General features: G+C 70.7%; 16 protein-coding genes and 2 pseudogenes. 5 read left to right on the plus strand and 13 right to left on the minus strand.

All coding sequences use genetic code 11. The annotated features are described in order from the left end of the window. Together ACWD5D_RS26475 and ACWD5D_RS26480 are read right to left on the minus strand one after the other, a co-directional pair. Window positions 1–238 (minus strand): annotated as a pseudogene (locus ACWD5D_RS26475) (ABC transporter substrate-binding protein); the annotation flags it as partial. Between the two features lie 266 nt (window positions 239–504). Then, complete coding sequence (locus tag ACWD5D_RS26480; protein ID WP_451375242.1) at window positions 505–1,500, minus strand: ROK family protein; 996 nt, start codon at window positions 1,498–1,500, stop codon at window positions 505–507. Between ACWD5D_RS26480 and ACWD5D_RS26485 the strand changes: the two genes are divergently transcribed. Further along, window positions 1,399–2,601 carry a cytochrome P450 family protein gene (locus tag ACWD5D_RS26485; RefSeq protein ID WP_451375243.1) on the plus strand — a complete coding sequence of 401 codons (1,203 nt, stop codon included), beginning with the start codon at window positions 1,399–1,401 and terminating at the stop codon, window positions 2,599–2,601. The two genes, ACWD5D_RS26480 and ACWD5D_RS26485, sit on opposite strands and share 102 nt — an antisense overlap. 88 nt (window positions 2,602–2,689) lie before the next feature. Here ACWD5D_RS26485 and ACWD5D_RS26490 read toward each other — a convergent pair. Continuing rightward, window positions 2,690–2,922: pseudogene (locus ACWD5D_RS26490) on the minus strand (DUF308 domain-containing protein); the annotation flags it as partial. A gap of 300 nt (window positions 2,923–3,222) precedes the next feature. Here ACWD5D_RS26490 and abc-f point away from each other — a divergent pair. Both abc-f and ACWD5D_RS26500 read left to right on the plus strand, forming a co-directional pair. Continuing rightward, entirely contained in the window at window positions 3,223–4,857 is a 1,635-nt protein-coding gene (gene abc-f, locus ACWD5D_RS26495; RefSeq protein ID WP_451375244.1) for a ribosomal protection-like ABC-F family protein, read from the plus strand. Window positions 4,858–4,935: 78 nt separating this feature from the next. Further along, window positions 4,936–6,618 (plus strand): ABC-F family ATP-binding cassette domain-containing protein, encoded by a 1,683-nt coding sequence (locus ACWD5D_RS26500; protein WP_451375245.1) that lies wholly within the window; start codon window positions 4,936–4,938, stop codon window positions 6,616–6,618. On the opposite strand, the gene ACWD5D_RS26505 is transcribed toward ACWD5D_RS26500, so the two are convergent. Both ACWD5D_RS26505 and ACWD5D_RS26510 read right to left on the minus strand, forming a co-directional pair. Then, the gene (locus tag ACWD5D_RS26505; protein WP_451375246.1) at window positions 6,593–7,039 is read right to left on the minus strand and encodes a VOC family protein; all 447 of its coding nucleotides are present in this window, start codon (window positions 7,037–7,039) and stop codon (window positions 6,593–6,595) included. The genes ACWD5D_RS26500 and ACWD5D_RS26505 overlap by 26 nt on opposite strands. 134 nt (window positions 7,040–7,173) lie before the next feature. After that, window positions 7,174–7,380, minus strand: a complete 207-nt coding sequence (locus tag ACWD5D_RS26510; RefSeq protein ID WP_451375247.1) for a hypothetical protein — start codon at window positions 7,378–7,380, stop codon at window positions 7,174–7,176. Window positions 7,381–7,797: 417 nt separating this feature from the next. Between ACWD5D_RS26510 and ACWD5D_RS26515 the strand changes: the two genes are divergently transcribed. Both ACWD5D_RS26515 and ACWD5D_RS26520 read left to right on the plus strand, forming a co-directional pair. Continuing rightward, on the plus strand, window positions 7,798–9,006 hold the full coding sequence (locus ACWD5D_RS26515) for an Ig-like domain-containing protein (RefSeq protein WP_451375248.1): 1,209 nt from the start codon (window positions 7,798–7,800) through the stop codon (window positions 9,004–9,006). A 233-nt stretch (window positions 9,007–9,239) separates the two neighbouring features. Continuing rightward, on the plus strand, window positions 9,240–10,142 hold the full coding sequence (locus ACWD5D_RS26520; protein ID WP_451375249.1) for an RNA repair domain-containing protein: 903 nt from the start codon (window positions 9,240–9,242) through the stop codon (window positions 10,140–10,142). 216 nt (window positions 10,143–10,358) lie between these two features. Here ACWD5D_RS26520 and ACWD5D_RS26525 read toward each other — a convergent pair whose 3' ends face one another. The 8 genes from ACWD5D_RS26525 to ACWD5D_RS26560 form a co-directional block, all read right to left on the minus strand. Beyond that, a complete protein-coding gene (locus tag ACWD5D_RS26525; protein ID WP_451375250.1) occupies window positions 10,359–13,748 on the minus strand; it encodes a S8 family peptidase in 3,390 nt (1,129 codons plus the stop codon). A 229-nt stretch (window positions 13,749–13,977) separates the two neighbouring features. Further along, window positions 13,978–15,006, minus strand: coding sequence for a helix-turn-helix domain-containing protein (locus tag ACWD5D_RS26530; protein ID WP_451375251.1), 1,029 nt, complete (start codon window positions 15,004–15,006; stop codon window positions 13,978–13,980). Window positions 15,007–15,150: 144 nt separating this feature from the next. Further along, window positions 15,151–16,485: a hypothetical protein gene (locus ACWD5D_RS26535; RefSeq protein WP_451375252.1), complete on the minus strand. Its 1,335-nt coding sequence runs from the start codon at window positions 16,483–16,485 to the stop codon at window positions 15,151–15,153. 74 nt (window positions 16,486–16,559) lie between these two features. Next, on the minus strand, window positions 16,560–19,856 hold the full coding sequence (locus ACWD5D_RS26540; protein ID WP_451375253.1) for an outer membrane protein assembly factor BamB family protein: 3,297 nt from the start codon (window positions 19,854–19,856) through the stop codon (window positions 16,560–16,562). Between the two features lie 221 nt (window positions 19,857–20,077). Next, a complete protein-coding gene (locus ACWD5D_RS26545; protein ID WP_451375254.1) occupies window positions 20,078–22,069 on the minus strand; it encodes an acetoacetate--CoA ligase in 1,992 nt (663 codons plus the stop codon). Window positions 22,070–22,248: 179 nt separating this feature from the next. After that, entirely contained in the window at window positions 22,249–22,833 is a 585-nt protein-coding gene (locus ACWD5D_RS26550) for an RBBP9/YdeN family alpha/beta hydrolase (RefSeq protein ID WP_451375255.1), read from the minus strand. Beyond that, window positions 22,830–24,161 (minus strand): MFS transporter, encoded by a 1,332-nt coding sequence (locus ACWD5D_RS26555; RefSeq protein WP_451375256.1) that lies wholly within the window; start codon window positions 24,159–24,161, stop codon window positions 22,830–22,832. The genes ACWD5D_RS26550 and ACWD5D_RS26555 overlap by 4 nt, the downstream gene beginning before the upstream one ends. A gap of 31 nt (window positions 24,162–24,192) precedes the next feature. Beyond that, window positions 24,193–25,110 carry a TauD/TfdA dioxygenase family protein gene (locus ACWD5D_RS26560; protein ID WP_451375257.1) on the minus strand — a complete coding sequence of 306 codons (918 nt, stop codon included), beginning with the start codon at window positions 25,108–25,110 and terminating at the stop codon, window positions 24,193–24,195. Between the last annotated feature and the right edge of the window lie 18 nt (window positions 25,111–25,128).

A 25,128-nucleotide genomic window follows, 5' to 3' on the forward strand; every position in this document is an offset into this window, starting at 1 on the left:
TGCCGGAGGAGTCCTTGAACTCGACCGGGGCGTACGCGATGTCCGAGCCGACCTTGATCTCACCCTTGTCACGGACCGACTGGGGCAGCTTGTCGAAGAGCGGAGCCTCGGATCCCTTGGCCTGCCCGCCTCCGCTGTTCCCACCCTTGGTCTGGTCACCGCACGCGGTCAGCAGCAGAGCGCCTGCTACCGCGACGGCACCGGCGGCGGCCAGGCGACGGGTGGAGTGTGCGGTCATGTGTGGTTCCTCCTGCGGGATGAGGCTCGGGGGGCGCGCCGTCGAGGAAGACGGTGCCGCGCGATCGGGACGGCGGTCGACGCCGGCGGTCCGGGGCCGGAACGAGGCCGTCGCGGGGCAGGCCCCACCGTGGTGACGATGGTTCTTCGGGTCCCGACGGCAGACGACACCCCGGGACCGATGGGACGAGCAGGCCGCGCCGGACGCGGCCGTGAGGCGCTCTCGCAGGGTGAGGAGAGCACGGTCAGGCTAGCTATCGAATGGCTTCATGCATAGACCCTCGGCCATGAATACCTTTCAACAGTCGATCTCGCCGGCGCGTCCGCCGCGGTCGGAGCCATGGGCTGACCAGGGAAACGGTGCCGATCGCCCGATCGGTGCGGCGGCGCGAAAGTGCCGGCCGGGATGTCTCCCGGCCCGCACTTGGCCGGCGTCCGAGGAGGGCCTGAAGGCGGCGGGCCGGGTCCGCGGCACCTGCGTACGCCGGCCTGCCTCACCCGGAGCCGCCGGGAGGACGGTGACGCCGCGCGCGGATCTGAGGCCCGTGACGCTGTCCATGTAGGAGGGGAGGGGGCGGACCAGGACGTCGCCGACGCGGCCGCACCGCCGCCGATGACCGCGAGCCGGGCCTCGGTGAGGTTGGCGACGGCGCCCGCGGCACCCACGGCGACCGCGACGGCTCCGGCGGGGCGGTCGAAGGCCGCCAGTGCGACGGGGTCACCCGCGGGTGCGGATTCCGCGACCGCCTCCGTGGTCGCGGCACCCCGGCCCCTCGGTGTGCCGACCGTGACACAGCGCCCACGCGAGGATCGCCGGCCCCGCCGCCGTCTCCACGCACCCCTGGCTCCGCAGGAGCACGGCTCGCCGTCCGGCTCGGCGATGACGTGGCCCAGGTGACCCGCGTCGCCGGTGGGCCCGGCGCACAGGAAACCCCGAGGATCAGGCCGCCGCCGCCACCCATCGAGCCCACCGCGGCTGCGTCGCCCATCGCATACGACCGACTCTGTACATGCCGGTCGAGGGGTGCACGCCGGCTCACTCCTCCTGACTCTGCGCGCTGCGCGGGCAGTTGTTTCCCGTCCGGTGCGGCTGAATGCGACCTTCGTCCGAGCGTCGCCCACTGCTAGCGTCGGGACGAATCGGGAGACGGGGGACAAGCGATGGCGGCAGCCGAAGTGATCGATCTGGTGGCGATGGGCGAGGACTTCGTCCGCGATCCGTATCCGGTCTACTCGGCGCTGCGTGAGCGCGGCCCCGTGCACAAGGTGCGGATCCCGGAGGGTGCGGAGGCGTGGCTCGTCGTCGGGTACGAGGCCGGCCGGGCCGCTCTCGTCGATCCTCGGTTGTCCAAGCGGTGGGAGAACGCATCGCCCTCGTTTCCGATCTCCCGCCCGTCCGCGGGGCCACACATGCTCAACTCCGACCCGCCGGACCATGAGCGGCTGCGCAAGCTGGTCGTCAGCGAGTTCACTCCGCGCCGGATCGAGCAACTCGCGCCACGCGTAAGGCAGATCACCGACGAGTTACTCGACGCGATGACGGCGCTTCCGCAAGGGCGGGCCGATCTGGTCGAGGCACTCTCGTTCCCGCTGCCCATCTCGGTGATCTGCGAGCTGCTCGGCGTCCCGATGCTGGACCGGGCCGCGTTCCGCGCCTGGACCGGCACGATCCTCACCGACCCGGACCCGAAGGCGCGGATGGCGGCGACGGGTGAGGTGGCCGCGTATCTCGTCGAGTTGCTGGAGCGCAAGCGCCTCGCCCCGAGCCAGGACCTGATGAGCGCCCTGATCAGGACCACCGACGAGGACGGCGACCGGCTGTCCGCGGACGAACTGCTCGGTACTGCCTGGCTGCTGCTGGTCGCGGGGCATGAGACCACGGTCAATCTGATCTCCAACGGCGTGCTGGCCCTGCTGACCCATCCCGACCAACTCTCCGCACTCCGCGAGGACATGACGCTCATGGACAACGCGGTCGAGGAGATGCTGCGCTACGACGGGCCGCTGGAAACGCCGACATTCAGGTTCACCACCGAGCCGGTCGAGATCGGCACCACGGTCATCCCCGGCGGGGGTGAGCTCGTCCTTGTGGCGCTGTCGGACGCGAACCACGACCCGGCGCGCTTCCCCGACCCCGGCCGCTTCGACGTCCGGCGGCCCGCAGGCGGTCATGTCGCCTTCGGCCATGGCATCCACTACTGCCTCGGCGCACCGCTCGCCCGCCTGGAGGCCCGGATCGCGATCCGGGCCCTGCTGGAGCGCTGCCCCGACCTCGCCCTCGACGCCCATCCGGCCGCCCTGACCTGGCGCCACGGCATGCTCATCCGCGGCCCGCATCAGCTGCCGGTCCGGTGGAATTCCTGACCTTGCGCTTGCGGAGTACCTCATCCGTGCCGGCCAACCATCTGCGGCGCTGTCGTTCGCCCCTGCCGGTGCAGAAGGGGTACGGCCGTCAGACGGTCCGGGTGCGCAGCCGGCGGGTCTTCCAGCCGAGCAGGCCCGCCTGAACGATGACACCCCGCCGCCCGTGGCGTAGACCGACAGCACATCGAGCGAGGGATCGCCGCTCGCGGCCTGGATGTCGTAGAAGATGCTGACGACGAAGGACGGCCCGCCCGCGATCAGAATCGGCCACTGCCTGCCCAGCTCGGGGCCGCGCCGACGGAGACCGACGGACACGCGAGAGATGTGTCAGGCCATTTGACGGCCCGCCGGTGACGCACGACCGCATCAGCCCGGCCGGCCGCACCGCCGACCGAGCGGGAGGACAACGCCTGCTAGGCTGCCGACGACGTAGACCGTGCATCGAGGAGTCACAGACGTGGTGGGTGAAGACGACATCTCCGGGTGAGATCCGGATCTGACGGCCACCGGCCGGCGCTCGGGAGCGCTGCCGACGTGGTCCGTCTCGTCGTACCCCCTTTTCCCACGTCTGCCCAGGGCAGAAGTCTGTTCTCTGCCCTCAAGCCGTTCGAGGTCACCTCCATGTCCGACGCGTCCATCGTCTGCTCGAACCTCTCCTTCGCCTGGCCCGACGACACCCCGGTCTTCCACGACCTGTCCTTCACCGTGGCCCCCGGCCGCACGGGTCTGGTCGCCCCCAACGGATCCGGCAAGAGCACCCTGCTCAAGCTGATCGCCGGCGAACTCACGCCCGCCACCGGCTCGGTGTCCGTCGGCGGCACCCTCGGCTACCTCCCGCAGAGCCTTCCCCTGACCAAAAACCTCACGGTCGCCGAGGTGCTCGGTGTCGATGCGGTGATCCGCGCCATCGACGCCGTGGAGTCCGGGGACGTCGGCGAGGAGCACTTCACCACCATCGGCGACGAGTGGGACATCGAGGAGCGCACCCGCGCCCAGCTCGACCGCCTGGGCCTCGCGGACCTCACCCTCGACCGCAGCCTGAGCACGCTCAGCGGCGGCCAGGTCGTCTCGCTCGGCCTCGCCGCCCAACTCCTCAAGCGCCCCGACGTGCTGCTGCTGGACGAACCCACCAACAACCTCGACCTGGAGGCCCGGCACAGGCTCTACGACGTGCTGACGGACTTCGCCGGCTGCCTGCTGCTGGTCAGCCACGACCGCGCGCTGCTCGACCGGATGGAACGCATCGCCGAGCTGAGCGGCGACGAACTGCGCTTCTACGGCGGTGACTTCACCGAATACGAGGAGGCCGTGCGCGCCGAGCAGGAGGTCGCCGAGAAGAACGTCCGCAGCGCCGAGCAGGAGCTGAAGCGCGAGAAGCGGGAGATGCAGCAGGCCCGCGAACGCGCCGAGCGCCGCGCGAGCAACGCCGCCCGCAACCTCAAGAACGCCGGCCTGCCCCGCATCTTCGCCGGCAACATGAAGCGCGGCGCGCAGGAGTCCGCCGGCCGGGCCGGCCAGATGCACGCGGCCCGGGTCGGCGAGGCCAAGGCCCGGCTCGACGAGGCCGGACGCGCGCTGCGTGACGAGCAGCGCATCACCCTGGACCTGCCCGACACGCGGGTGCCCGCCGGACGCAACCTCTTTCTCGGCGAGGGGATGCAGGTCCACCTCGGGGGCGAGGCCGTGTTCGCCGCCGGCGGTGTGGACCTGACCGTCCGAGGCCCCGAGCGCATCGCGCTGACCGGGCCCAACGGCGCGGGCAAGACCACCCTGATGCGGCTGGTCACCGGTGAACTCGCCCTGGACAGCGGGGAGATCAAGCGCAACGACGGCCGGATCGCCTACCTCTCACAGCGCCTGGACCTGCTGGACCCGGACCGCACCGTGGCGGAGAACTTCGCCGCGTTCGCCCCCGAGCGGACCGAGGCGGAGCGTATGAACCTGCTCGCCCGCTTCCTCTTCCGGGGCGCCCGCGCACACCTGCCGGTCGGGGTACTCTCCGGCGGCGAACGGCTGCGCGCCACCCTGGCCTGTGTGCTGTGTGCCGAACCGGCCCCACATCTGCTGCTGCTCGACGAGCCGACCAACAACCTCGACCTGGTCAGCGCGGGCCAGTTGGAGAGCGCCCTCAACTCCTATCAGGGCGCCTTCATGGTGGTCAGCCACGACGAGCGGTTCCTCGCCGAGATCGGCGTGAACCGCTGGCTGCGGCTGGCCGACGGAACGCTCACGCAGACGGGAGCCCCCGCGGTGTGAGCCGCCGACGTGTGAACCGGCCCGCGTCCGAGGCAGCGCGCCCCGCGGGCCCGACACCGATCACGTCGGAGGTTCCCCATGTCCCAGCCCGCTCTGCTCGCCCACGACCTCGTCCGCAACCTGGGCGGCCGACGCGTCCTCGACGGCATCTCCCTGACGGCTTCCCCCGGCCACCGCATCGGCCTGATCGGGGAGAACGGCGTCGGCAAGTCCACCCTGCTGCGCGTGCTCGCCGGCGTGGACGAACCCGACGCGGGAAGCGTCACCCGCCCCGCCGACCTCGGCTTCCTCCACCAGGAGATGCCGTTCGACGTCGGCTCGACCATCGCCGCGGTGCTGGACGAGGCGCTGCGCGAGGCCCGCGAGGACCTCGCCGAGCTGGACCGGCTCGGCGAGGAACTCGCCCACACCCCGGAGGACGAGCCCTGCCACCGGCAACTCCTCGACGCCTACGGCAGGCGGCTGGAACAGGCCCAGGACCGGGAGTCCTGGGACGCCGACCGCCGTGCCGCCCTGGTGCTGGACGGGCTGGGCCTCGGCGCGCTGGGCCACGACCGGCCGCTCGGCTCGCTCTCCGGCGGGCAGCGCGGCCGGCTGGCCCTGGCCGCGCTGCTCGTCCGGCGGCCGTCGGCGCTGCTGCTGGACGAGCCGACCAACCACCTCGACGACGGCGCCGCCGCCTTCCTGGAGGAGCAGATCCGCGGCCTGCCCGGAGCCGTTGTGGTCGCCGGCCACGACCGGGCGTTCCTCGACGCCGTCTGCACCGACGTCATCGACCTCGACCCGGCGGTGGACGGCCCCGCCCGCCACGGCGGCAACTACAGCGCCTACCTGTCGCACAAGCGTGCCGAGCGGGAGCGCTGGGAGCGGCGGTACGCCGAGGAACAGGGCGAACTGGCCGAGCTGCGGCACGCGGCGGGCGTGACCGCACACCGGGTCGCGCCGGACCGGGGTCGCACCGACAACGAGAAGATGGGCTACGGCCACCGGGCCGGCCGTGTGCAGAACCAGATCTCCCGCCAAGTGCGCAACGCCACCCGGCGGTTGGAGGAGCTGGAGCGCACCCGGGTCACCGAGCCGCCGCGCCCGCTGCGGTTCACGGCCGGGGAGCCGGCCGCGCCCGCGCAGGAGGGCCCGCAGCCCCTGGTGACCCTGCACGACGTACGGGTGCCCGGCCGGCTCGCGCTGGACGGCCTTGAGGTGTCGGCGACGGACCGGCTGCTGGTCACGGGCGGCAACGGGGCGGGCAAGTCGACGCTGCTCGCCGTGCTCGCCGGAGGTCTCCCCGCCGAGGGTGAGGTGCACCGGCGGCGCGGGCTGACGGTGGGACTGCTCACCCAGGACACCGCGTTCGACCGGCCCGACCGCACGGTCCGCGGCACCTACGAACTGTCGCTGGGGCCGGAGCGGGCCGAGAAGGTGCCGCTGGGCTCGCTCGGCCTCCTGCACGAGGCGGACTTGGACAAACCGGTGGGACAGCTGTCCGTGGGCCAGCGTCGGCGGCTCGCACTGGCCCTCCTCGTGGCCCGTCCGCCCCAGCTGCTGCTGCTCGACGAGCCGACCAACCACCTCTCGCCCGTGCTGTGCGACGAGCTGGAGGCCGCACTGGGGCCGGGTCCCGGCGCGATCGTCGTGGCGAGCCACGACCGCTGGCTGCGCCGCCGGTGGCAGGGGCGCGAACTGACTCTCGAACCGGGACGCGGCCGACGGAGGGAGGCCGCGCCGGGACCGGGTCTCAGCGGCCGGGGGCGCGCTGGGTGACCTCCTGGAGGAACCACTCGTTGCCGTCGGGGTCCTTGAAGGCGGCGAAGGTGCCGTAACTGGCCCGCTCGGGGTGCGGGCCGGGCACGCGGTGGGAGTCGCCGGCGTGGTGGAAGGCTCCGGTCTCGTCGCGGAACGGGCCGGAGACCTCCACACCGCGGGAGGTCAGCTCCTCCTGGGCCTCGACGATGTCGGTGACGGTCAGCTGGAGGCCGTGGAGCGTGCCCGCCTCCTGCCGGGTGAGGCCCTCCCCGAAGATGATCGAGCACTCGGAGCCGGGCGGGGTCACCTGCACGATCCGGTAGCCGTCGGCGATCGGGAAGTCGGCGTCGAGACGCCAGCCGAGCTGCTCCGTGTAGAAGCCCTTGGCGCGGTCCACGTCGGAGACGGGCAGGATGACGACTTCGAGTTTCATGTCCATGGCTGTGATCTCGCTTTCGATGGTTCGGTCATGGGTTGGGGGTCGGTGGGCGATGCCGCCGAGCCATGGGCACCAGGCACCAGGCGCCGGGTCCTCGACCCATCCGGCTCCTCAGGCACCACGCGTCCCGCCCGTCAGGCGAAGTTCGACGCCGCCGGGCCATACCCCGACAGCACCGCGCACTCCGCCCAGTTCCACACCTGCGTGTCCGTCGGCCCGGCTCCTCGGTCGGCGGTTTGGGTACGGCCGAGATCCACGGAGAGGGTGAACTCGCCTGCGCCGCCGCGCTTTTCGGGGAGGGCGCCCCCTCCGTCGACGTCGACAACGGCGCTGACTGCCATGGCTCGTGCTCCCCGTCTGGGCCGAAAGGCCTTCGCTCGCCTGCCGACCAGGACACCGCGTCACCGGTTCAAGCGGTGATCAGATCGTGGCGGACATCGACGTAACCTGACAAGACGGTGACGAGGCTGATGAAAACTTTCCGGGGCGGCGACCTTCAGCCGTGCGGCGTCCCCGCCATGGCCGGCACCGAGCCGCGAGAGCAGATCGACTTCGCGCCGTCCGGCCGTCGAGCAGAGGATCTGCGACGGTCGCGCGGCGCGTGGAATTCGCCACAATTTACCCTCATCGATGAAGATAAGTGCATAAATAGGACTCCAGGGCTGGCTGCACCCCTTCGGTGGCCGGCTCCAGGAATTCAACGATGAGTGACATGGGAGCAGCGTTTGATTACGGTACGTAAGCGACGAACCGGGCTGATGGCTACGGCGGGCGCACTCGGCGGCGTACTCGCACTCACGGCTTTCGCTGGTACCAGCAGCGCTGCCACCAGCGGCAACGACACCGGGAGTCATCCGAAATCCCAGGCGCAGGAAGATCAGGCGGGCGCCCAGGACGTTTCCGACGCCCGAATAAAGATCACGACCGGGCACGGTGCCTACAACGTCGGAGTCAACGACCCCGTCGAAGTCACTGTCAGCAACGGCAAGCTCACCAAGGTGACCATGACCGCCGTCGCGACCGGTGCCGAGACTCCGGGCACCCTGTCCGCGGACGGCACGTCCTGGAAGCCGAACGGCTCGCTCGAGCGTGCCACCCGATATCAGGTCGCCGCAGAGGCCGAGGACGCCAAGGGCCGCGCCGCCACCGGGAACGAAACGATCACCACGGTCTCCCCGGCCAACAACTTCATCGGGCACCTCTCCCCCCAGAACGGCTCGACCGTCGGCGTGGGCATGCCGGTGACGATCAACTTCGGCAAGGCGATCGGCGACAAGGCCGCCGTGGAGTCGAAGATCCAGGTCAGCTCCAGCAGCGGGCAGCAGGTCGTCGGCCATTGGTTCAACGACAACCGCCTGGACTTCCGCCCCGAGAACTACTGGCAGTCCGGCTCCACCGTCACCGTCAAGCTCACCCTCCAGGGCGTCCAGAAGACGGTCACGTTCAAGATCGGCCGGAGCCAGGTCAGCACCGTCGACGCCAAGACGAAGCAGATGACCGTCGTACGGGACGGCAAGACGATCAGGACCATCCCGATCTCGTCCGGCAGCCCCGAGCACACGACGTACAACGGTCAGATGGTCATCTCCGAGAAGTTCAAGCACATCCGCATGAACGGTGCGACCGTCGGTCTCACGAAGAAGGACGGCAAGCCCGCGTACAACATCTCGAACGTGCCGCACGCCATGCGCCTGACCGACTCGGGCACGTTCATCCACGGAAACTACTGGGGTGCCGACTCGATCTTCGGCAAGGTCAACACCAGCCACGGCTGCGTGGGCCTGAAGGACGTCAGGGGCGGCGGCGACGGCAAGCAGCCCGCCGCGTGGTTCTTCGACAACTCGATGATCGGTGACGTCGTGATCGTCAAGAACTCCGGCGACAACACCACGCTGGCCCCGGACAACGGCCTCAGCGACTGGAACATGCCGTGGGCCGAGTGGGTCTCCGGCAGCGCGACCGGCTGACGCCACGGGCACTCCACGCATCCGCACCTGAATCCGTTCCGCCAGGCGGCGGCCGACACCATGTCGGCCGCCGCCTGCGGCGTCAGGGCGCTCGAACAGCCCTTGCCCCGGGGGCCACACTTCTCACGCACGCTCCGCACTTGACCGGTGACGGTGCGCGAGAAGCGACGTCGAGGGCAGGACGAGCGGCACCCTGGAGGAGGAGACGGTGTGACCGCGGGAGAGGAGGCGGGATGCGAACCAGCGACGAGATCTATCACCAGGTCCGCTGGGACCCGCGGTTCGACCCGGCCCGGTTCGTGCTGGGGATCAGCCGGCGCGGGGATGCCTTCACACGCGTCCCGCTGTCCTCCTTCGTGCCAGGGGGCGACATCCCGTGGCACCGGGTGGTGTTCATCGAGGCGGACGGCGAGGTGGTCTGGGACCGTGCCACGGGTGTGGACCGCGTCGACACGTCGGGCGCCGGCCGGGTGCGGGACCCGCGAGCGGATCTGAGCTCCGGCCGGGGCGAACCCGCCGGCGTCCTCGACGTGTCCCCGACGGCCCGCACGGCGGTGGCCTGGATCCCGCCTGCGGAGCTGTGGCCGCCGATCCAGGACATCCGCCGGGACTACGATCCGCAGATCCACCGCTGGCCGCCGCACGTCAATGTGCTCTTCGGCTTCGTGCCGGAATCCGACTTCGAGCGGGCCGCCCCGCTGCTCGCCGCGGCGGCGGCCGAGACGCCCGTCTTCACCGCCCGGCTGGACGGGGTGCGCGCCTTCCGGCACAGGGCGTACTCCACCGTGTGGCTCGACCCGACGGCGGCCGGCGAGGCACCGTGGGCGGACCTGCACCGCACACTGCGGCAGCGGTTCCCGCGCTGTCGTGGCCCCGCCGAGAACTTCACCCCACATCTGTCCCTGGGCCGGACCCGGGATCCGCAGCGGGTCGGCGCCGACTGCGCCACCCGGCTCGACGCCATGACGGCGACGGTCTGGGAACTCGTCCTGCTCTCACGCGGGGGCCAGGGCCCGATGCGGCCACGGGCCACGATCGCGCTGCGCACGGGCACGGTCCGCTGGCTGCCCGCCCCCGGCCCCGAAACACCGGGCCCGGAGGAGACGGCATGGCTCTCCGAGATCACCGACAGGTGAGGCCGTCGCCCGCGGCTGCTGCCACCGGAGCCCCTCTGCGAAGTCCTGGGCATCACGATCACGTACGACAACGCGACGAGGACCCCGACCGTCAGGTCGAGGCCCTCGCTTCCGTATCGCCAGGAGCGGTGTCCCGGCACCAGTTCCTGGTGAGGCAAGGACAAGCCGGCCGGGCGGGCCGCCCGTTGAGGGAGACCGCCCGGCCTGACCATGTGGTTACCGCACGTCGTAGGCGCGCTTGACGGTCTGGGTGACCGCGTTGCCGTTGGCGTCGGTGAAGGTGGCCTTCATCGTGACCTGCTTGCCGGAGGCGCCGGTGTGGTCGAGGACGGCCGTCCACTTGCCGTCCTGCTGCTCGATCGGCGCCTGGGTCCAGGTGGCGCCGTCGTCGTAGGAGTAGGACAGCGAGGCCGACTTGATAACGCCGGGGGTGTACCCGGCGTGGCCCTCGACCGACAGGCCGACCTTGATGCCGCTCTGTGCGGGCAGGGTGTTCAGGCCGTCCACCGGCAGGTCGTAGGCCGGGAAGAGGATCGGCAGACCGCGCGAGTAGACGTCCGGTTCCCGGTGGGAGCGGAAGCTCCAGGTGGTGGTGACGGCGGTCGAGCGCAGCCAGTTCCGGTCGGAGGACGGGATCTTCTCCAGGTTCTGCGTGAGCTCGTACGCGGAGTCCTCGTCCGGCACCTCGAACACGCCGTAGGGGTCGATCCTCCGGGCGATCTGCTCACCATTGCGCTTCAGCACCAGGTTGCCGAGGTCGCCGAACGACCCGCCGTAGGACCAGTGGTCGCCGGAGCCGTCGACCCAGAGTGCGTTCTGGAAGCCGATCAGGTTGCCCTGCCGCTCGGCGGCCAGCATCAGGTTGCCGTCGGCGTCGCGCGGCGCGGCCGGCCGCAGGGGGCCGCCGTACCACTCCTCGGCGCCGCGCTGTCCGGCCTGGTAGGTGCGCTCCTGGTCGCCCATGAACGCGGCGAACGGGAAGCTGGTCATCGCGCCGTGGTACCAGGCGTCGTCGCCGGTCGTGTAGTAGGCGGTACGGGTGACGGGCACATGGATCGCGCCGTACGCGCTCACGGGGACGTAGGCGCTGTCGCTCCAGGTGGGGCGGACGAACAGCGCGTCGATGTAGTCGCCCTCCTTGCCCATGGCCTTCCACGTTTCCTTGACCTGGGCCAGCTCGGAGTCCCTGGGCTTGTAGACCTGGTCGGACTGCAGCGGACCCTGGGTCGGGAACGACAGGTTGTAGACGTAGGACGAGCCGTTCTCGGAGCCCGTCGCGCGCCAGGTGGGCCGGAACTCGAAGGTGCCGTTCTTGGCGCGTCCGTCGACGTCCGCGTAGAACTTCCCGACGGCGCCGGTGGCCGTGAGCGTTCCGCTCAGCAGCCAGGTGTCGTCCCACGAGCGGGCGTAGCTGAAGGTGGTGTTGTTCACCGTCGAGGGTCGGTCGGTGTGCAGGCTCAGCCGGTGGGCCTCGCGGGCGTCGAGGACGACGGTGGTGTCACGCGTGATCCGCAACTGCGGGCGTGCCAGGTAGCTGATGGATTCGGGCTTGTTGTTCGCGTCGTACGTGCCCACGAAGCTGCTGAGGGCATAGTCGCCCGGACGCACGCTGTACGTCTGCTCGGTCGCGCCCCGGTTGCTGCGGCGCTCGCCCTTGTCGGTGTCGAGACTGGCCAGGTCCAGGGAGGAGGTGCCGGCCGCGGGCTTGCCGTTGCGGTCGATGACCTTGACCCGAAGGGTGACCGTTTCCGGCTGGACGTAGAGCGTGACCGGCACGGAGACGTGGACGTCGTCGCCGGTGGCCAGGATCCGGCCGGTGACGGCACCGTACTGGGCGGCCTTGAGCTGGGCGGTGGGGTCGATCCGCAGCGGCACCTGGACGGTGGCCCCCGCGGGGACGGTCACCTTGCCCTCGGCCGGCTTGACGATGTCGGAGTGGACATCGCTGCCGTCGTTGCCGTGCACACCGCTGATCCGCAGACTCAGCTTGAGGTCGGTGTCGCCGGTGTTGGTGAGGGGCACCTGCACGGTGGTGCGGTCCGCCGCGCTCTGCGGCCAGTTGTAGGTGCCGGCCTGGACGGCGGGTGCGGAGAGCACCTTCTGGCGCACCGCGGAGTACACGTCGAGGACGCCGCCGCCGGTCTGGTCGGCACCGGCGACCTGGCCGCCGGTGCGGGCGGAGGAGACCAGGGCGGCCTTGATCTGCTGGGCGGTCCAGTCGGGGTGGGCCTGACGGACGATGGCCGCGGCGCCCGCGACATGCGGGGTGGCCATGGAGGTTCCGGACATCGTCCGGTAGGCGTAGACACCCCGGCCGCCCGCGCCGGCCGCCGAGATACCGACGCCGGGAGCCGCGATCTCGGGCTTGAGGGTGTGGGTGACGGCCACGGGACCGCGGCTGGAGAATCCGGCGGTGGTGTCGTCGCGGTCGACGGCACCGACGGTCAGCACGCCGGGCACGCAGCCGGGCGAGGAGACGGTCTCGTTGTTCGGGCCGGCGTTGCCGGCGGCGACGACGAACAGGGTGTGGGTGTTCTGCGAGAGCTGCTTGGTGGCCTGGGCCATCGGGTCGGTGCAGTCGCCGATCCTGGGGTTGCCCAGGCTCATGGAGACGACGTCGGCCTTCTGGTCGACGGCCCATTGCATACCCGCGATGATCCAGGAGTCCTGGCCGTAGCCCTGGTCGTTGAGGACCTTGCCGATGAGCAGGGAGCTGCCGGGGGCGACGCCCTTCTTGAGGCCGTCACTGGCCGCTCCGGAACCGCCGACCGTGGAGGCGGTGTGGGTGCCGTGACCCTGCAGGTCGTCGGTGGTCTTGGAGTCCGTGAAGTTCTTGGACTCGGCGACCCGGCCCGCCAGGTCCGGGTGCTCGGCGTCCACGCCCGTGTCCAGCACGGCGACCTTGGTGCCCTTGCCGTCGTAACCCTCCGCCCAGGCCTCCGGCGCGTGCACCTGCTTGGTGGACCGGTCCAGCGTGGCCTCGACCTTGCCGTCCAGCCAGAGCTTTTCCAGCGAAGAGGCCGAACGTGAGCGGGGGTTGGTGACGTCCTGCCAGAAGCTGGCGGCGTCGGCCTTGTCGGCCTTGAGGGCGACGCCGTCCACAGCCGGCAGGCTCACGCCCCGCTCGGCCCCTGCCGGGGCAGCCGGCGCACTGGCGGCGACGTTCACGCTGTTCTGGTAGGTGGCGATCAGCGGCAGCGTGTCGGTGTGCGCGTCGTCGTATCCCTGGCGAATGAGCCCGGTGACGTTGAACAGCTGGTCGTCGACCTTGCCCTCGGCGATCGCCTGGGAGGCGTCATCGGGGTAGACGTAGAGGTCCTTGCCCATCTGATAGGTCTGCACCGTCGGCTGCGTGCCGTCCTCGTGGGGCAGCACGGCCGCCGTGCTGCGGCCGGACGCGTCCGTGGTCACCAGTACCTTGTCGCCGGTGACGAGGGTAACTGTCGCTTGTCTACCGCCCGTTGCTGCGGTCCGGCCGCCGATGACGGGTCTCTTCCCCGAGGTCCCGTCAGGTGGCGTGTCCGCCGCTCCGGAAGGTGTGACCGCGGTGACGGCCAGGACGGTGGCGGTCGCCGCGCCCAAGGCTATGCGGGTTATGGGGCGCATGAATCTCCTAGTCGCCGCAGTGAACATGCCGTGTTGGGGCTGCAGCCTGGCAGACATGCGGATGACGTGGGGACGTCAGGCGTGGCGGGTTCCCCGCATGACGGGTCTCCGTCATGCGGTCAGATCACTTGACTTGTGGGCTCGTTGAGGCTTCGAGGGCCGGTCGGCGGCGACCCGCGCGGGGTGAGCACCGGCAGACGCGGACTCCTCTGCGCTCAGGCCGAAGAGGTCAGAGCCAGCCCGCACGTGCGGCGTGCCACCCGAGTTGCAGGCGCGAATCCGCTCCGGCGAGGTCCATCAGACGGCGTGTCCTGCGCTCCACCGTGCGTATGGATACGCCGAGTTGGGAGGCCGCCCGCCGGTCGGAGAAGCCTGCCAGCAGCAGGGCCAGGACTTCCAGTTCCCCCGTGGTCGGCCGCTCATCGGCTGCCGGCTCCGCACACACACCCGTAGTGGTGGTGCGCAGCGGCCGGGCCTGGGCCCATTCCTTCTCGAAGAGATGGACCAGGGCCGTCAGCAGGCCGCTGCGGTGCACCACGATCGCGCTCGGCTCGCCACCGGAGTCCGCCATGTCCAGCGGCACCATGGCGCGCTCCCGGTCCGAGACGACCATCTTCAGCGGCAGCGAGTCGACCAGGCGAAGCTCGAGGCCTGCCGTGATGGCCGCACGCACGTCCCTCGCCACACCGGGACCGTCGAGGTAGTCCTTGGCGGCCACGACCCGGAAGTCGACTCCGCGGTCCAGCGCGACACTCTCCGACATGTCGGCGTCCTCGCGCGGCACCGCCACGGGTTCGCCGACGAGGAAGAGGAGCAGCTCCCGCTGGGCCCCGCGCTCCAGTTGATGGAACCGGTGGGCGACCTGCTCCACACCGACCACCACCTCCACGACACCGCCCGCGGAGTGTACGGCGCTACTGCGGTACTGCTCGATGAGGATCGAGAACGCGCTCTCGGCCTGGTGCAGCGCATTGCGCTGCTCGACCAGGAACGGGGCCAGGGCCACCGAGGGCGGTGTGAGCCGGTAACGGGCGGGCTGGGGGCCGACCCCGCGGTCGGCCGAGTCGGGTGCCCCCCTCTCGGCTTCGGTGCCGGCCGAGACCAGACCTCGTGTCTCCATGTCCGCCAGGACGCGGGCGGTCTCGGCCGCCGCGAGTCCGGTCTGCCGGGCGAGTTCCCGTGCGGAGGCCGTCGGTTGGGCCAGCAGTGCCGTGTAGACGGCCTCCTCGGCCGGCCCCAGTCCCAGCGCCTGCAGCATCCGGATCCTCCTCGCGGGGCGACTGCGGTGTTCGGTCCTTGCCTCAGGTCATGGGGACCGAGCGGACTTCCCTCGGCCGAACCCTAACCCGCTGTCCTTGTGTCACCACCGGCCGTTCACGCTCGCCGCCGTCCCCACCCCGGTTCACGAGGTGATGACACGGCCGGCGGCGACGGCGGATGCCGCGGTGCCGCCGATGACGACGGCCCAGGCGGCGACGACCGGGATGCGGGTGCTCCAGGTGCGCAGCGCGGGCGAGTTCGTCGCTCGGGCGAGGAACGCGTCACGACCGCGCAGTACCGCGAGGCCGACGCCGGTCAGGGTCAGCGCCATGCCGGCACCGAACGCCGCGACCATCGCGATCGACGCGCCGACCCGGCCGGTCAGCAGTCCGCTGAGAAGGACGAGGAACGCCGACGGGGAGGGGAGCAGCCCGCCGGATGTGCCGAGCAGCAGGATGCCGCGCCAGGTGAGCAGGGACTTGGACGTCGGGATGTGGTGACTGTGGCCGTGGTGTTCATCGTGGTCGTGGTGGTGATCGTGGTCCTGCCCGTGGTGGTGGCCGTGGTCCTGCCCGTGGTGGTGGCCGTGGCTGTGGCCGTGCTCGCGGTTGGTCAGGTGGCGCCGGAGCAGGCCGGTGCCCACGGCGACCACGACCAGGGCTGCGATCAGCTGCAGCCAGTTCGTGACCGCTGCGACGTCCGGTGCGTGCTGGGCGGCGAGCCACCAGCCGACGGCGAGTACGGCGACCGATGCCGTGTGCATGATGGCCACGACGGTGCCGAGCCAGACCGCGTCCCGAGCCCTGCCCTGGCCGCCTACGAGGTACCCGGCCGCGAGTGACTTCCCGTGGCCGGGGGCGCAGGCGTGGAAGGCGCCCACCGCCGCCGAGACGAGAAGGGCCAGTGGCAGTACGACTCCGTGGTCCAGCAGTGCCGCGAGGTCTGTGGTCCACACGGTCATGGGTGCCGTGGACGCGGTGGCGGCGGAGCTGTCGGCTTTGCCGAGGGCGAGGGTATGGGTGGGGTCGCTCGCCGTGTGCAGGCCGCCGCCGCCCTTCTCCGTCACCGAGATCGTGCGATAGGCCTGGTTGACGTCGGTCAGCGCGGTGATGGTGAGGGCGACCGTGTCCACGGGTTCGGGGCAGGTGTAGTGGATCAGGGCGCCCTTGCTCGCGAGGCGCAGGGTGTCCACCGTGCCCCGCCGGCACTCGTGCCCGTCCTGGTGCACGGTGACGCGCGAGCCGAGGTAGGCCGCCTCGTCTCCCTTGGCCGCCTGGTGCAGGACGTCCAGGTCGTTCCGCTGGGCGGACCAGGCGATCTCGACGCTGCGGCCTTCGGCCGTGACCTTGGCGACCGGCGGCGTGCCGAAGGGATGCGCCTCGGCCGTGCCCGCGGCGCCGAGCAGCGCCAGCGCGGCGGCCAGGCCGATCAGGAGGAGTCGGGCGGCGTGGGTGCGGGTGGTGCGGAGGGTGTGCACAGTGGTGGTCCCGTCGGGAGTGGAGTGCCGCGAGCCGCCTCCCCTGGCGGGGGAGGCGACTCGCGGACGGTGGATCAGTGCTCGCGCAGGTGGCGGGCGGCCAGTGCGTGGAGCGTGCCGTCGTCGGTGAGGGCGAACACGTAGTCACCGCTGACGGAGAGCGCCGAGGTCACGCCGGCGCCGAGGTTGTACTCGGTCAGCAGCTTGCCGGTGGCGCGGTCCAGGACGACCAGGCGGCCGTCGCGGGTGCCCGCGTACACCCGGTCCTTGGTGACCAAGGCGTGCATCGCGGGCGAGTTGAGGTCCCCGGTGCACCCCACGGGGCTCCTGCCGGGCTGGTAGCCGACCTTGGTCTCCCAGACCGGCTTGGACGGGTCGGCCGTGCTGGTGTCGTAGGCGCGGACGACGCCGTCACGGCTCGCGACGTAGGCGGTGGTGCCCCGGATCGCGGGGCTGGTCAGCGGGGCGGGGCCGCTCTCGCCGCAGCCGCTGCCGCCGCCCAGCGGGGACTGCCACAGCACCGCACCGGTGCTGAGGTTGTGCCCGCGGACGCCGCTGTTCGTCATCGTCACCAGCTGCGGGTCGCCCGTGGCCGGGTCGGTCAGGGCCGGGGAGGAGTGGCTGGCGATGTCGCCGCCGGTGTCCTTCGCCCACAGCTGGCGGCAGCCGGCGAGGTCCATGGCGACCACGGTGTTGCTGGACCCGGTGTGCAGGTAGGCGATGTCGGAGCCGGGTTGGCGGACCGCCGTGCTGTGGAACTGGCCCCAGCTCGCCGCGCCCCCGAAGCCGCCCAGCAGGTCGCCGGTCTTGGCGTCACGGCACTCGATCTTGCTCCAGTTCTGGTAGACGGCGACCGTGCGCGGCTCGGCCTTCAGGTCGAAGACGGTGACCGGACCACCGGCCCGGCCGTACCGGCGCACGGTGTCGCCGTGCTGCTGCTCGTCCTCGATCTTCTGCCAGACGACATGGCCGTCCTCGGCGTCCAGCGCGTAGATCCGGCCGACGGCGGTGGTCAGGTAGACCTTGCCGTCGTGGTAGGTCGGCGCCGACTCGGCGTCACCGTCCAGGTAGGTGCGCCAGATCTCGCGGCCGGACTTGATGTCGTAGGCCAGCATCATGTGGTTCGGCGAGTCGAACGCCCTGGAGGAGACGATCACCTTGCCGTCCACCACGACCGAACCGTTGAGGTTGAACTGCTCGCCGGTGTTGGCCGCCCACTGCAGGTCGAGCTGGGTGCCCGGGTCGTCGTCGCTGTCGAAGCGACCCGCCTCGTCGCGGCCCTGACGCAGCCAGTCCTGCCCGGTCTTCGGCGCGGCGATCTCGCCTTCGGGCACCACCGTGAAGGTGTTGGTGACGGTCGGCCACGCCTTGCCCCGTGTGTCGAGTGCGGTCATCTCGGCCGTGTAGGTGCCCGGCCGCATGCCGGGGAGGTTGTCGCTGACCCGGGTCCAGGAGGTCCGGGCGGCCGGGCAGGGCTCGGGGCTGCCACCGGGGGCCGTGTAGCAGTTCTCGACACCGGTCTTGCGGACCTCGGTGCCGAACTCCATCCGGTCCTCGTGCCAGCGGATGTGGCCGCGGGAGTCGCGAACGGTCAGCGAGGCCGTGGCCGGGGTGCGCCCGGCGTCCTCGGTGTACAGCTCGACGGGGATTCCGGCGTTGTTGCCGTGCACACTGCCCTGGGCGGGGCTGACCAGCGCGACCGCGTTGCGGACGTCGAACTGGCGATGGGTGCCCATGACGTAGCCGGTGTCCTCGTTCCGCTTGGTGTCCGGGTCGTCGTAGATGCCCTTGAAGTCGAGGATCTTGAAGTCCGGGCGGGCACCGTCAATGCCGTACTCACCCTGGTTGTTGACCTCGACCGAGCGGTCGAAGGCACCACGGCGGTACTCGGCCTGCTGGTTGTGGCCCGCGGCGAAGAGCCGCACATCGTACTTGGACAGCTCGTCGACGGTCGGCTGCATGCCGGCGCCGGGTCCCCATACGGTGAACAAGGACCGGTGTGCGAAGACGAGCACCTGCTTGCCGACCGCGTGGCGCTCGAGGTCCTCACGCAGCCACTCCAGCTGCGGCTTCAGGCCGCTGGCGTCGTAGTTGTCCTCGAGGACGACGATGTGCCGGCCGTTGCGGTCGAAGCTGTACCACTCGGGGCCGAGGTTGCGGCGGTAGTACTCCAGGCTGCCGCCATAGCCCTTCGAGGTCGCGGTGCCGCCGACGTCGTGGTTGCCGACCACGGGGTAGAAGGGCATGCCGAGCTTGCCCTCGGCCAGGCCCTTGCGCAGGATGTCGTATCCGCGCTGGCGGCGCGGCTCCGCCGCGTAGTCGGTCACGGTGTTGTCACCGGTCGTGATCGCCATGGTGGCGCCGTCGACCTCGGACATCGCCTCGACCTGCTTGGGCCACCACTTCTCCGCGCTGAGGGCGGCGGCGTCCGAGGTGTTGGACACCTCGATGTCGGAGTTCATCACCCACTTCTCGGTGGGGTTGGCGGCGTTCTTGTCCTTGACGAGGGCGAAGTCGATGCCGGAGCCGCCCTCCTCCGGGACCTTGTGGAAGAACTGCGGGACGGAGTCGTCGCGCAGCGCGGGGGTGTAGCCGTTCGGGGAGGTGACACTGACCAGGTCGGTCTCCCGGCGGGTCGGGTCCATCTGCAGGGTGTAGGAGCCGTCGGGGCCGGTCGTCGTCCAGCCGGCGCCGTCCGTGACATCGACACCGGGTATCGCGGCCTCGCCCTGCTCGCGCTTGCCGTTGCCGTTGGCGTCCTCGAAGACCGTGCCCGTGACGGTGACCGTGTTCGTGGTCGCCGCCGCTTCCCCGGCGAGCGGTGCCGCCACGGCCGCCTCGGGAACCAGGAAGGACAACGTCACCGCACCCGCGACGGCGAGCTTGATCCGCCCGCGGCCGGCGCGCACCCTGGCGGCCAGCCGGGCGAGCTGGAGCCGCCCGGTGCGGATCTGCCACACCGCGAGCAGCAGCGCGGCGGCCAGCACGATACCGAGGGCCACCGCTGCCCACGGGAAGACGGGAAGCGCGTGGGCGCCCGCCGCGTCGACGACGGGGGTCTGCGCGTTGGCGTTGACCGTGGTGCCGTCGAACTCGGCGACGACCTGGGTCAGCCCGCCCTGCTTCAGCATCGCGCTCAGATCGAGCTTGTCGACGTGGCAGCCCCACGCGAGCTCGATCACCACACCGCCGGGGACGCCGCCGGCGTCCCCGGCGACTCCGGAGCCGGTGGCGGGACAGCCCGCGCTCAGCAGGTGCGACGCCCAGGCACCCGCCTTCTGCGGTGACACCACGTCACGATGGACGATCAGCCGCCCACTGGTGGTGTCGTCCTCGGTCGCGATGACGAGTTCGGCGTGCTGCGGTGACACGTGCGCCGCAGCTGGCTGTGCACAGAAGAACAAGATGAAGGAGAGCAGCGCAAGGCCTAGACCTGCTGCTCTTCGAAGGAATCTCATGTGCACGGACGCTAGCTTGATCAGACAAGTTACCGATCAGGACCGAGTGATCGTCATCGAGCGGTCCGCAGGAATTCACGCAAGGGCGCGAGAGGCACCCGCACGAGATCGGCTTCCTTGTCCTGACGGCGGTGTCAGCGTCCGGCCGCAAGCCCCTTCGCGAAGTCCGCGAACCAGGCCAGCATCTCGGGGTGGGTGATGGCGCCCTCAGCACTCACCTCGGTGATGGACGCGCCTTGGATGATGCGCTTGACGGGCACCTCCAGCTTCTTTCCGGTCAGGGTGCGCGGTACGGCGGCGATCGGGACAACGGCGTCCGGTACGTGCCGCGGCGAAAGCTCTCTCCTGATGGACGTGGCGATGCTGTTCCGGAGCGCGTCGTCGAGGGTCGCTTCTTCGGCGAGGACCACGAACAGCGGCATGAAGTACCGGCCGTCCGGCAGTTCGGCACCGACGACAAGGCTGTCCGCGATCCGCGGGAGTCGCTCGACGACGGCGTAGATGTCGGCGGACCCCATCCGCACCCCCATCCGGTTGAGTGTCGAGTCCGAGCGTCCGCCCACCGCGACCGACAGGTCCGGGGCGACCGTGACCCAGTCCCCGTGCCGCCAGACTCCGGGATAGACGTCGAAGTAGCTCGCCCGATACCGCCGGTCTCCGGGGTCGTCGAGGAAACGCAAGGGCATCGAGGGAAGCGGTGAGGTCACCACCATCTCCCCCTGCTCGCCGGTGACCGGCCGGCCCGAGGAGTCCCAGGCGGCGAGGGCGACACCGAGCGCGGGGCACTGGATCCGGCCGACGCGCACCGGCAGGAGCGGGGATCCTCCGGCGAGCACGGAGCAGATGTCCGTCCCGCCGCAGATCGACTGGAGCCACATGCCGGAAGGGAGACGCTCGTAGACCCAGCGCCAGGTGCTCGCGGGAAGGGTCGACCCGGTCTGCAGGACGGATCGCAGTGCGCTCAGGTCGGTTTCGGCCGCAGGGTGTGCGTCCGCCTTCTCCGCGGCGATCAGATAGGCCGCTCCCACACCGACCATCGTCGCCCGTGTCTGCTCGGCGACCTTCCACAGGCCGTTGATGTCGGGGTGGGTGGGGCTGCCGTCGTAGAGAACGATCGTGGCGCCGTGCAGGAGGCCGCCGACCATGAAGTTCCACACCATCCAACTGGTCGACGTGTGGAAGAAGTAGCGGTCGTCGCCGCGCAGGTCGGCGCCGAGACCGAGTGCCTTGAGCAGCTCGACGACGATGCCGCCGTGGCCCTGCACGATGCCCTTGGGCACACCGGTGGTGCCCGAGGACCACAGGATCCACAGCGGATGGTCGAAGGGGACGTCGGCGAAGTCGAGTTCCGCCTGCTTCTCCAGCAGTGCGGACCAGGTGTGCTGCACCACCTCAGGACGCCGGGACCACGACGAGGTGCCGGATGACGTGTAAAGGTGGTCGACCGCGATCAGGTGCCGGAGCGTGGGCAGTCCGTCCGCGATCTCGGCGATCCGGGGACGCCGGTCGAACTCCTTGCCACCGTAGAAGTAGCCGTCGGCGGCCACCAGAACCGTCGGCTGTGCCTGCCGCATGCGGGCGAGCACGCTGGGCGTGCCGAAGTCCGGCGAGCACACCGTCCACACCGCGCCGACGGCGGCGGTCGCCAGCAGCGCGACCACGGCATGGGCCGTGTTCGGCAGGTAGCCGGCCACGCGGTCGCCAGGTCCGACGCCCATGTCTCGCAGGGACGCGGAGACTGCCGCGACATCGTGCTCGAGTTGCTCCCACGATGTCTCCGTGGGAACGCCGCCTTCTGCTACCGCGATCAGGGCCGGGCGCGCGTCCGTGGCGCGGGTGAAGCATTGCCGGGCGAAGTTCAGCCGGGCTCCGGGGAACCAGGCGGCTCCGGGCATCGACGGGTCGGGCAGCACGTCGTCGTAGCCGCTGACGGAGTCGAGGCCGTAGAACTCCCATATCGCCGACCAGAACGCGCTCAGGTCGGTGGTGCTCCACCGCCACAGCTCCGGGTAGCCGGGGAAGGACAGTCCCCGCGCCTCGTTCAGCCGGCGCATGAAGGCGGCGACGTTGGAGTTCTCGGCCGTCGAGCGGCTCGGGGACCACAGCAGGTCGGTGTCGGTGTTCATCAGCGCCTCCGGGGCGGGGTCGTGCGGTGGAGGTCCGGTCCGTGCTCGGCGAGCACGGCTCCCTCCTGCCCCGGACAGGACAGGAGGGAGCCGGCGGGACCGGCGTCGGGCATCAGGCCGGCGGGGACGGCGTCGGGCCGGCGGGGACGGCGTCGGGCCGGCGGGGACGGCGTCGGGCATCAGGCCGACGTGTCCGGCGGGGTCCGGCCGAGTTCGCGGACGAACTCCTCGGCTCGCGGCCATTCGCCGTACCCCGAGGCGGGGTTGAGGTGCCCGACCGGGCCCAGGTTCTCCAGGCGGCTGCCCCATGCAGCGGCGAGATCGGCTACGCGGTCGAAGTCGGCGAGGGGGTCGTTCGTGCTCGCCGCGACGATGCTCGGGAAGGGCAGTGGTGTCCGCGGTGCGGGTGTCCAGCCGTTCTCGGTCAGTGCTTCGAGGGTGGGGTAGCCCTCCGGGAGCGGGGTGTCGAAGTCGGGGGGTGCGGCCAGCAGGGCTCCCCTGACCGGACGCCGGTGGCGTCGCGCCCAGTGCACGGTGGTCATCACCCCGGCGCTGTGGGCGACCAGTACGACCGGCCCGGAGACGTCCGACAGCACCTCGTCCAGGGCGGCGGCCCGGGCGTCGCAGCTGAGCCGGCCGTGGGTCGGTGGTGGCACGGTACGGGCGTCGGTGATCTTGTCGGCGAGGATGGTCTGCCAGTGGTCCGGCACGTGATCGCGCAGTCCGGGGACGATCACGACCGTCGGCGGTACGGAGGGACTCATGGCTGCGGCTCCAGGGTCCCCAGCGGCATGTCGAGGAACAGGCCCAGGCGACGTAGATCCTTTTCGTAGAAGAGCCTGCCGATGGTGAACGCGGCGCCGGCCGCGATCGCGACGAGCGGGATCACCCGCAGTGCTCCGAGCAGGCCGAGGCGGTCCGCGAGCATACCCGTCACGGCGGGTCCGGGGGCGAGCCCGAGCAGGCTGTTGGCCAGGGTGAGCGTGGCCATGGCTGTCGCGGCGATGGCCGCGGGCGTCAGATTCGCCACCATGGCGGCCGAGGGTCCGGCTGTGGCATTGCACAGCAGTGCCCCGGTGCCGATCAGTACGAGTTGCGGCGCGCCGGGCGGCAGCTGGAATCCGGTCATGAGCAGGACGAGTGATCCGAGGCTGCAGGTGATGGCGACGGTCCACTTCCGGGCCGCGCTCCTGCGGCTGAGGCGGTCGGAGACGATGCCGCCGCCGATCATGCCGATACCGATGATCAGCGAGAACACCCCGGCGGCCACGCCCGCCTTCGCGGGAGCCATGGAGTAGTAGCGATTGAAGAAACTGGGTGCCCAGGCCATCAGGGCCATCGCGACGAACATCTGCAGTCCGCTGCCGATGTAGGCGCAGATCACCGAGCCCGACGAGAACAGCCTGGGCAGCAGCCTCCGGATGGCCGTGCGTTCACCCGGCGTACGTCCACGGCCGCCGGAAGCCGGAGCCAGCCTCTTGTCCGTGACCACGAGGGCATAGATCGCGGCCAGCGCCAGCCCGAAGATCCCCATGATGCCGAACGCCCAGCGCCAGCCCAGATGCTGAGCCGCCACGCCGCCGATCGACACGCCCAGCACCGATCCGAAGGCGCCTCCCCCGATGAACGCTCCGGAGAGCGTGGCCCGCAGGGTGACCGGGAAGACGCTGAGGACCACCGCGATACCGACGCTCCCGTACGCGGCCTCGCCGACACCGACCATGAACCGGCCCAGGAACATCTCGCCGTAGTTCGCGGACACCGCGCAGCCCAGGGTCGCCAGGCTCCACACCACCGCGGCGATCACCAGGCTCCTGACCCGGCCCCAGCGGTCCGCCAGGAGTGACAGGGGGAAGGTGAGCACACCCACCATCAGCGCCACGATGCCGCTGAGCGAGCCCAGTCGGGCGTCGGACAACAGCCACTCCGCCTTCAGCAGCGGAAACACGGCATTGAGAACCTGCCGCGACATGTAGTCGGACAGCAGAAGCCCGAAGCTCAGGGCGAAGACCAGCCACGCGTAGCCGCGGGATACGGCCGGCCCGGCAGGAGACGTTCCCGGCACGGCCGTGCCGGCAGTGTGAAGTCCCATCGGCGTCACCTCTCTCGTCTCTGGCGGGGGCTCAGAAGGTTCTGTCACCGACGATTCCGGCGCGCTCCATCTTTCGTACGGCGGGCCAGTAGTCCTGGACGGCGTAGTGCTGTGTGGAGCGGTTGTCCCAGATGGCCACGCTGTTCTTCCGCCAGCGCCAGCGCACCTGGTACTCGGGAACGGCCGCCTGGCTGGTCAGGTAGGTCAGGAGGTTGGCGGCGCCGGGCGCGTGGTCCTGGCCGAATCGCACGTTCTGCGGCGTGTGGTGGTTGACGAAGTGCGTGGTGAAGGAGTTCACGAAGAGGACCTGCTCGCCGGTCTCCGGGTGAGTGCGCACCACCGGGTGTTCCGCGTCCGGGTGCTGTGCCTTCAACTCGTGCCGCCGCTCCATCGGCAGGACGGCGCCGAAGCTCGCCTCGATGCTGTGCCGTGCGCGCAGACCCGCGATCTGCTTCTTGATGTGCTCGGGCAGCCTGCGGTAGGCCTCGGCCATGTTGATCCAGATCGTGTCGCCGCCCACCTCGGGCGTCTCCACGCAGCGCAGGACGGCTCCCATGGGCGGGCACTCGCGCCAGGTGCCGTCGCAGTGGAGCGCGTTCTCGTAGTGCTCGGGCTCGCTGTCCAGGTCCTTGTAGATGCGGACCAGCCCCGGATGGTCCGGGTCGCTGCCGAGCACCGGGTGGTCCTCCAGCGGGCCGAAGCGTGAGGCGAAGGCGACGTGCTCGGCGCGGGTGATGTCCTGGTCCCGCAGGAAGAGGACCTTGTACCGCAGCAGCAGCTGCCTGATCTCGGCGAACAGGTCGTCGTCGCGTGCGGCGTCGCCGAGGTTCACACCGGACAGTTCGGCACCGATGGTGCAGGTCAGCGGCTCGACATTGATCGACGTGCGCAGGACGCCCGGGTGCACCAGCGCGGGTGCGTCTTCCCTCGGGTGGACGGTCTGGGGCATGGTGCTCACTCCTTGGTG

The organism is Streptomyces sp. NPDC002520 (assembly GCF_053595235.1).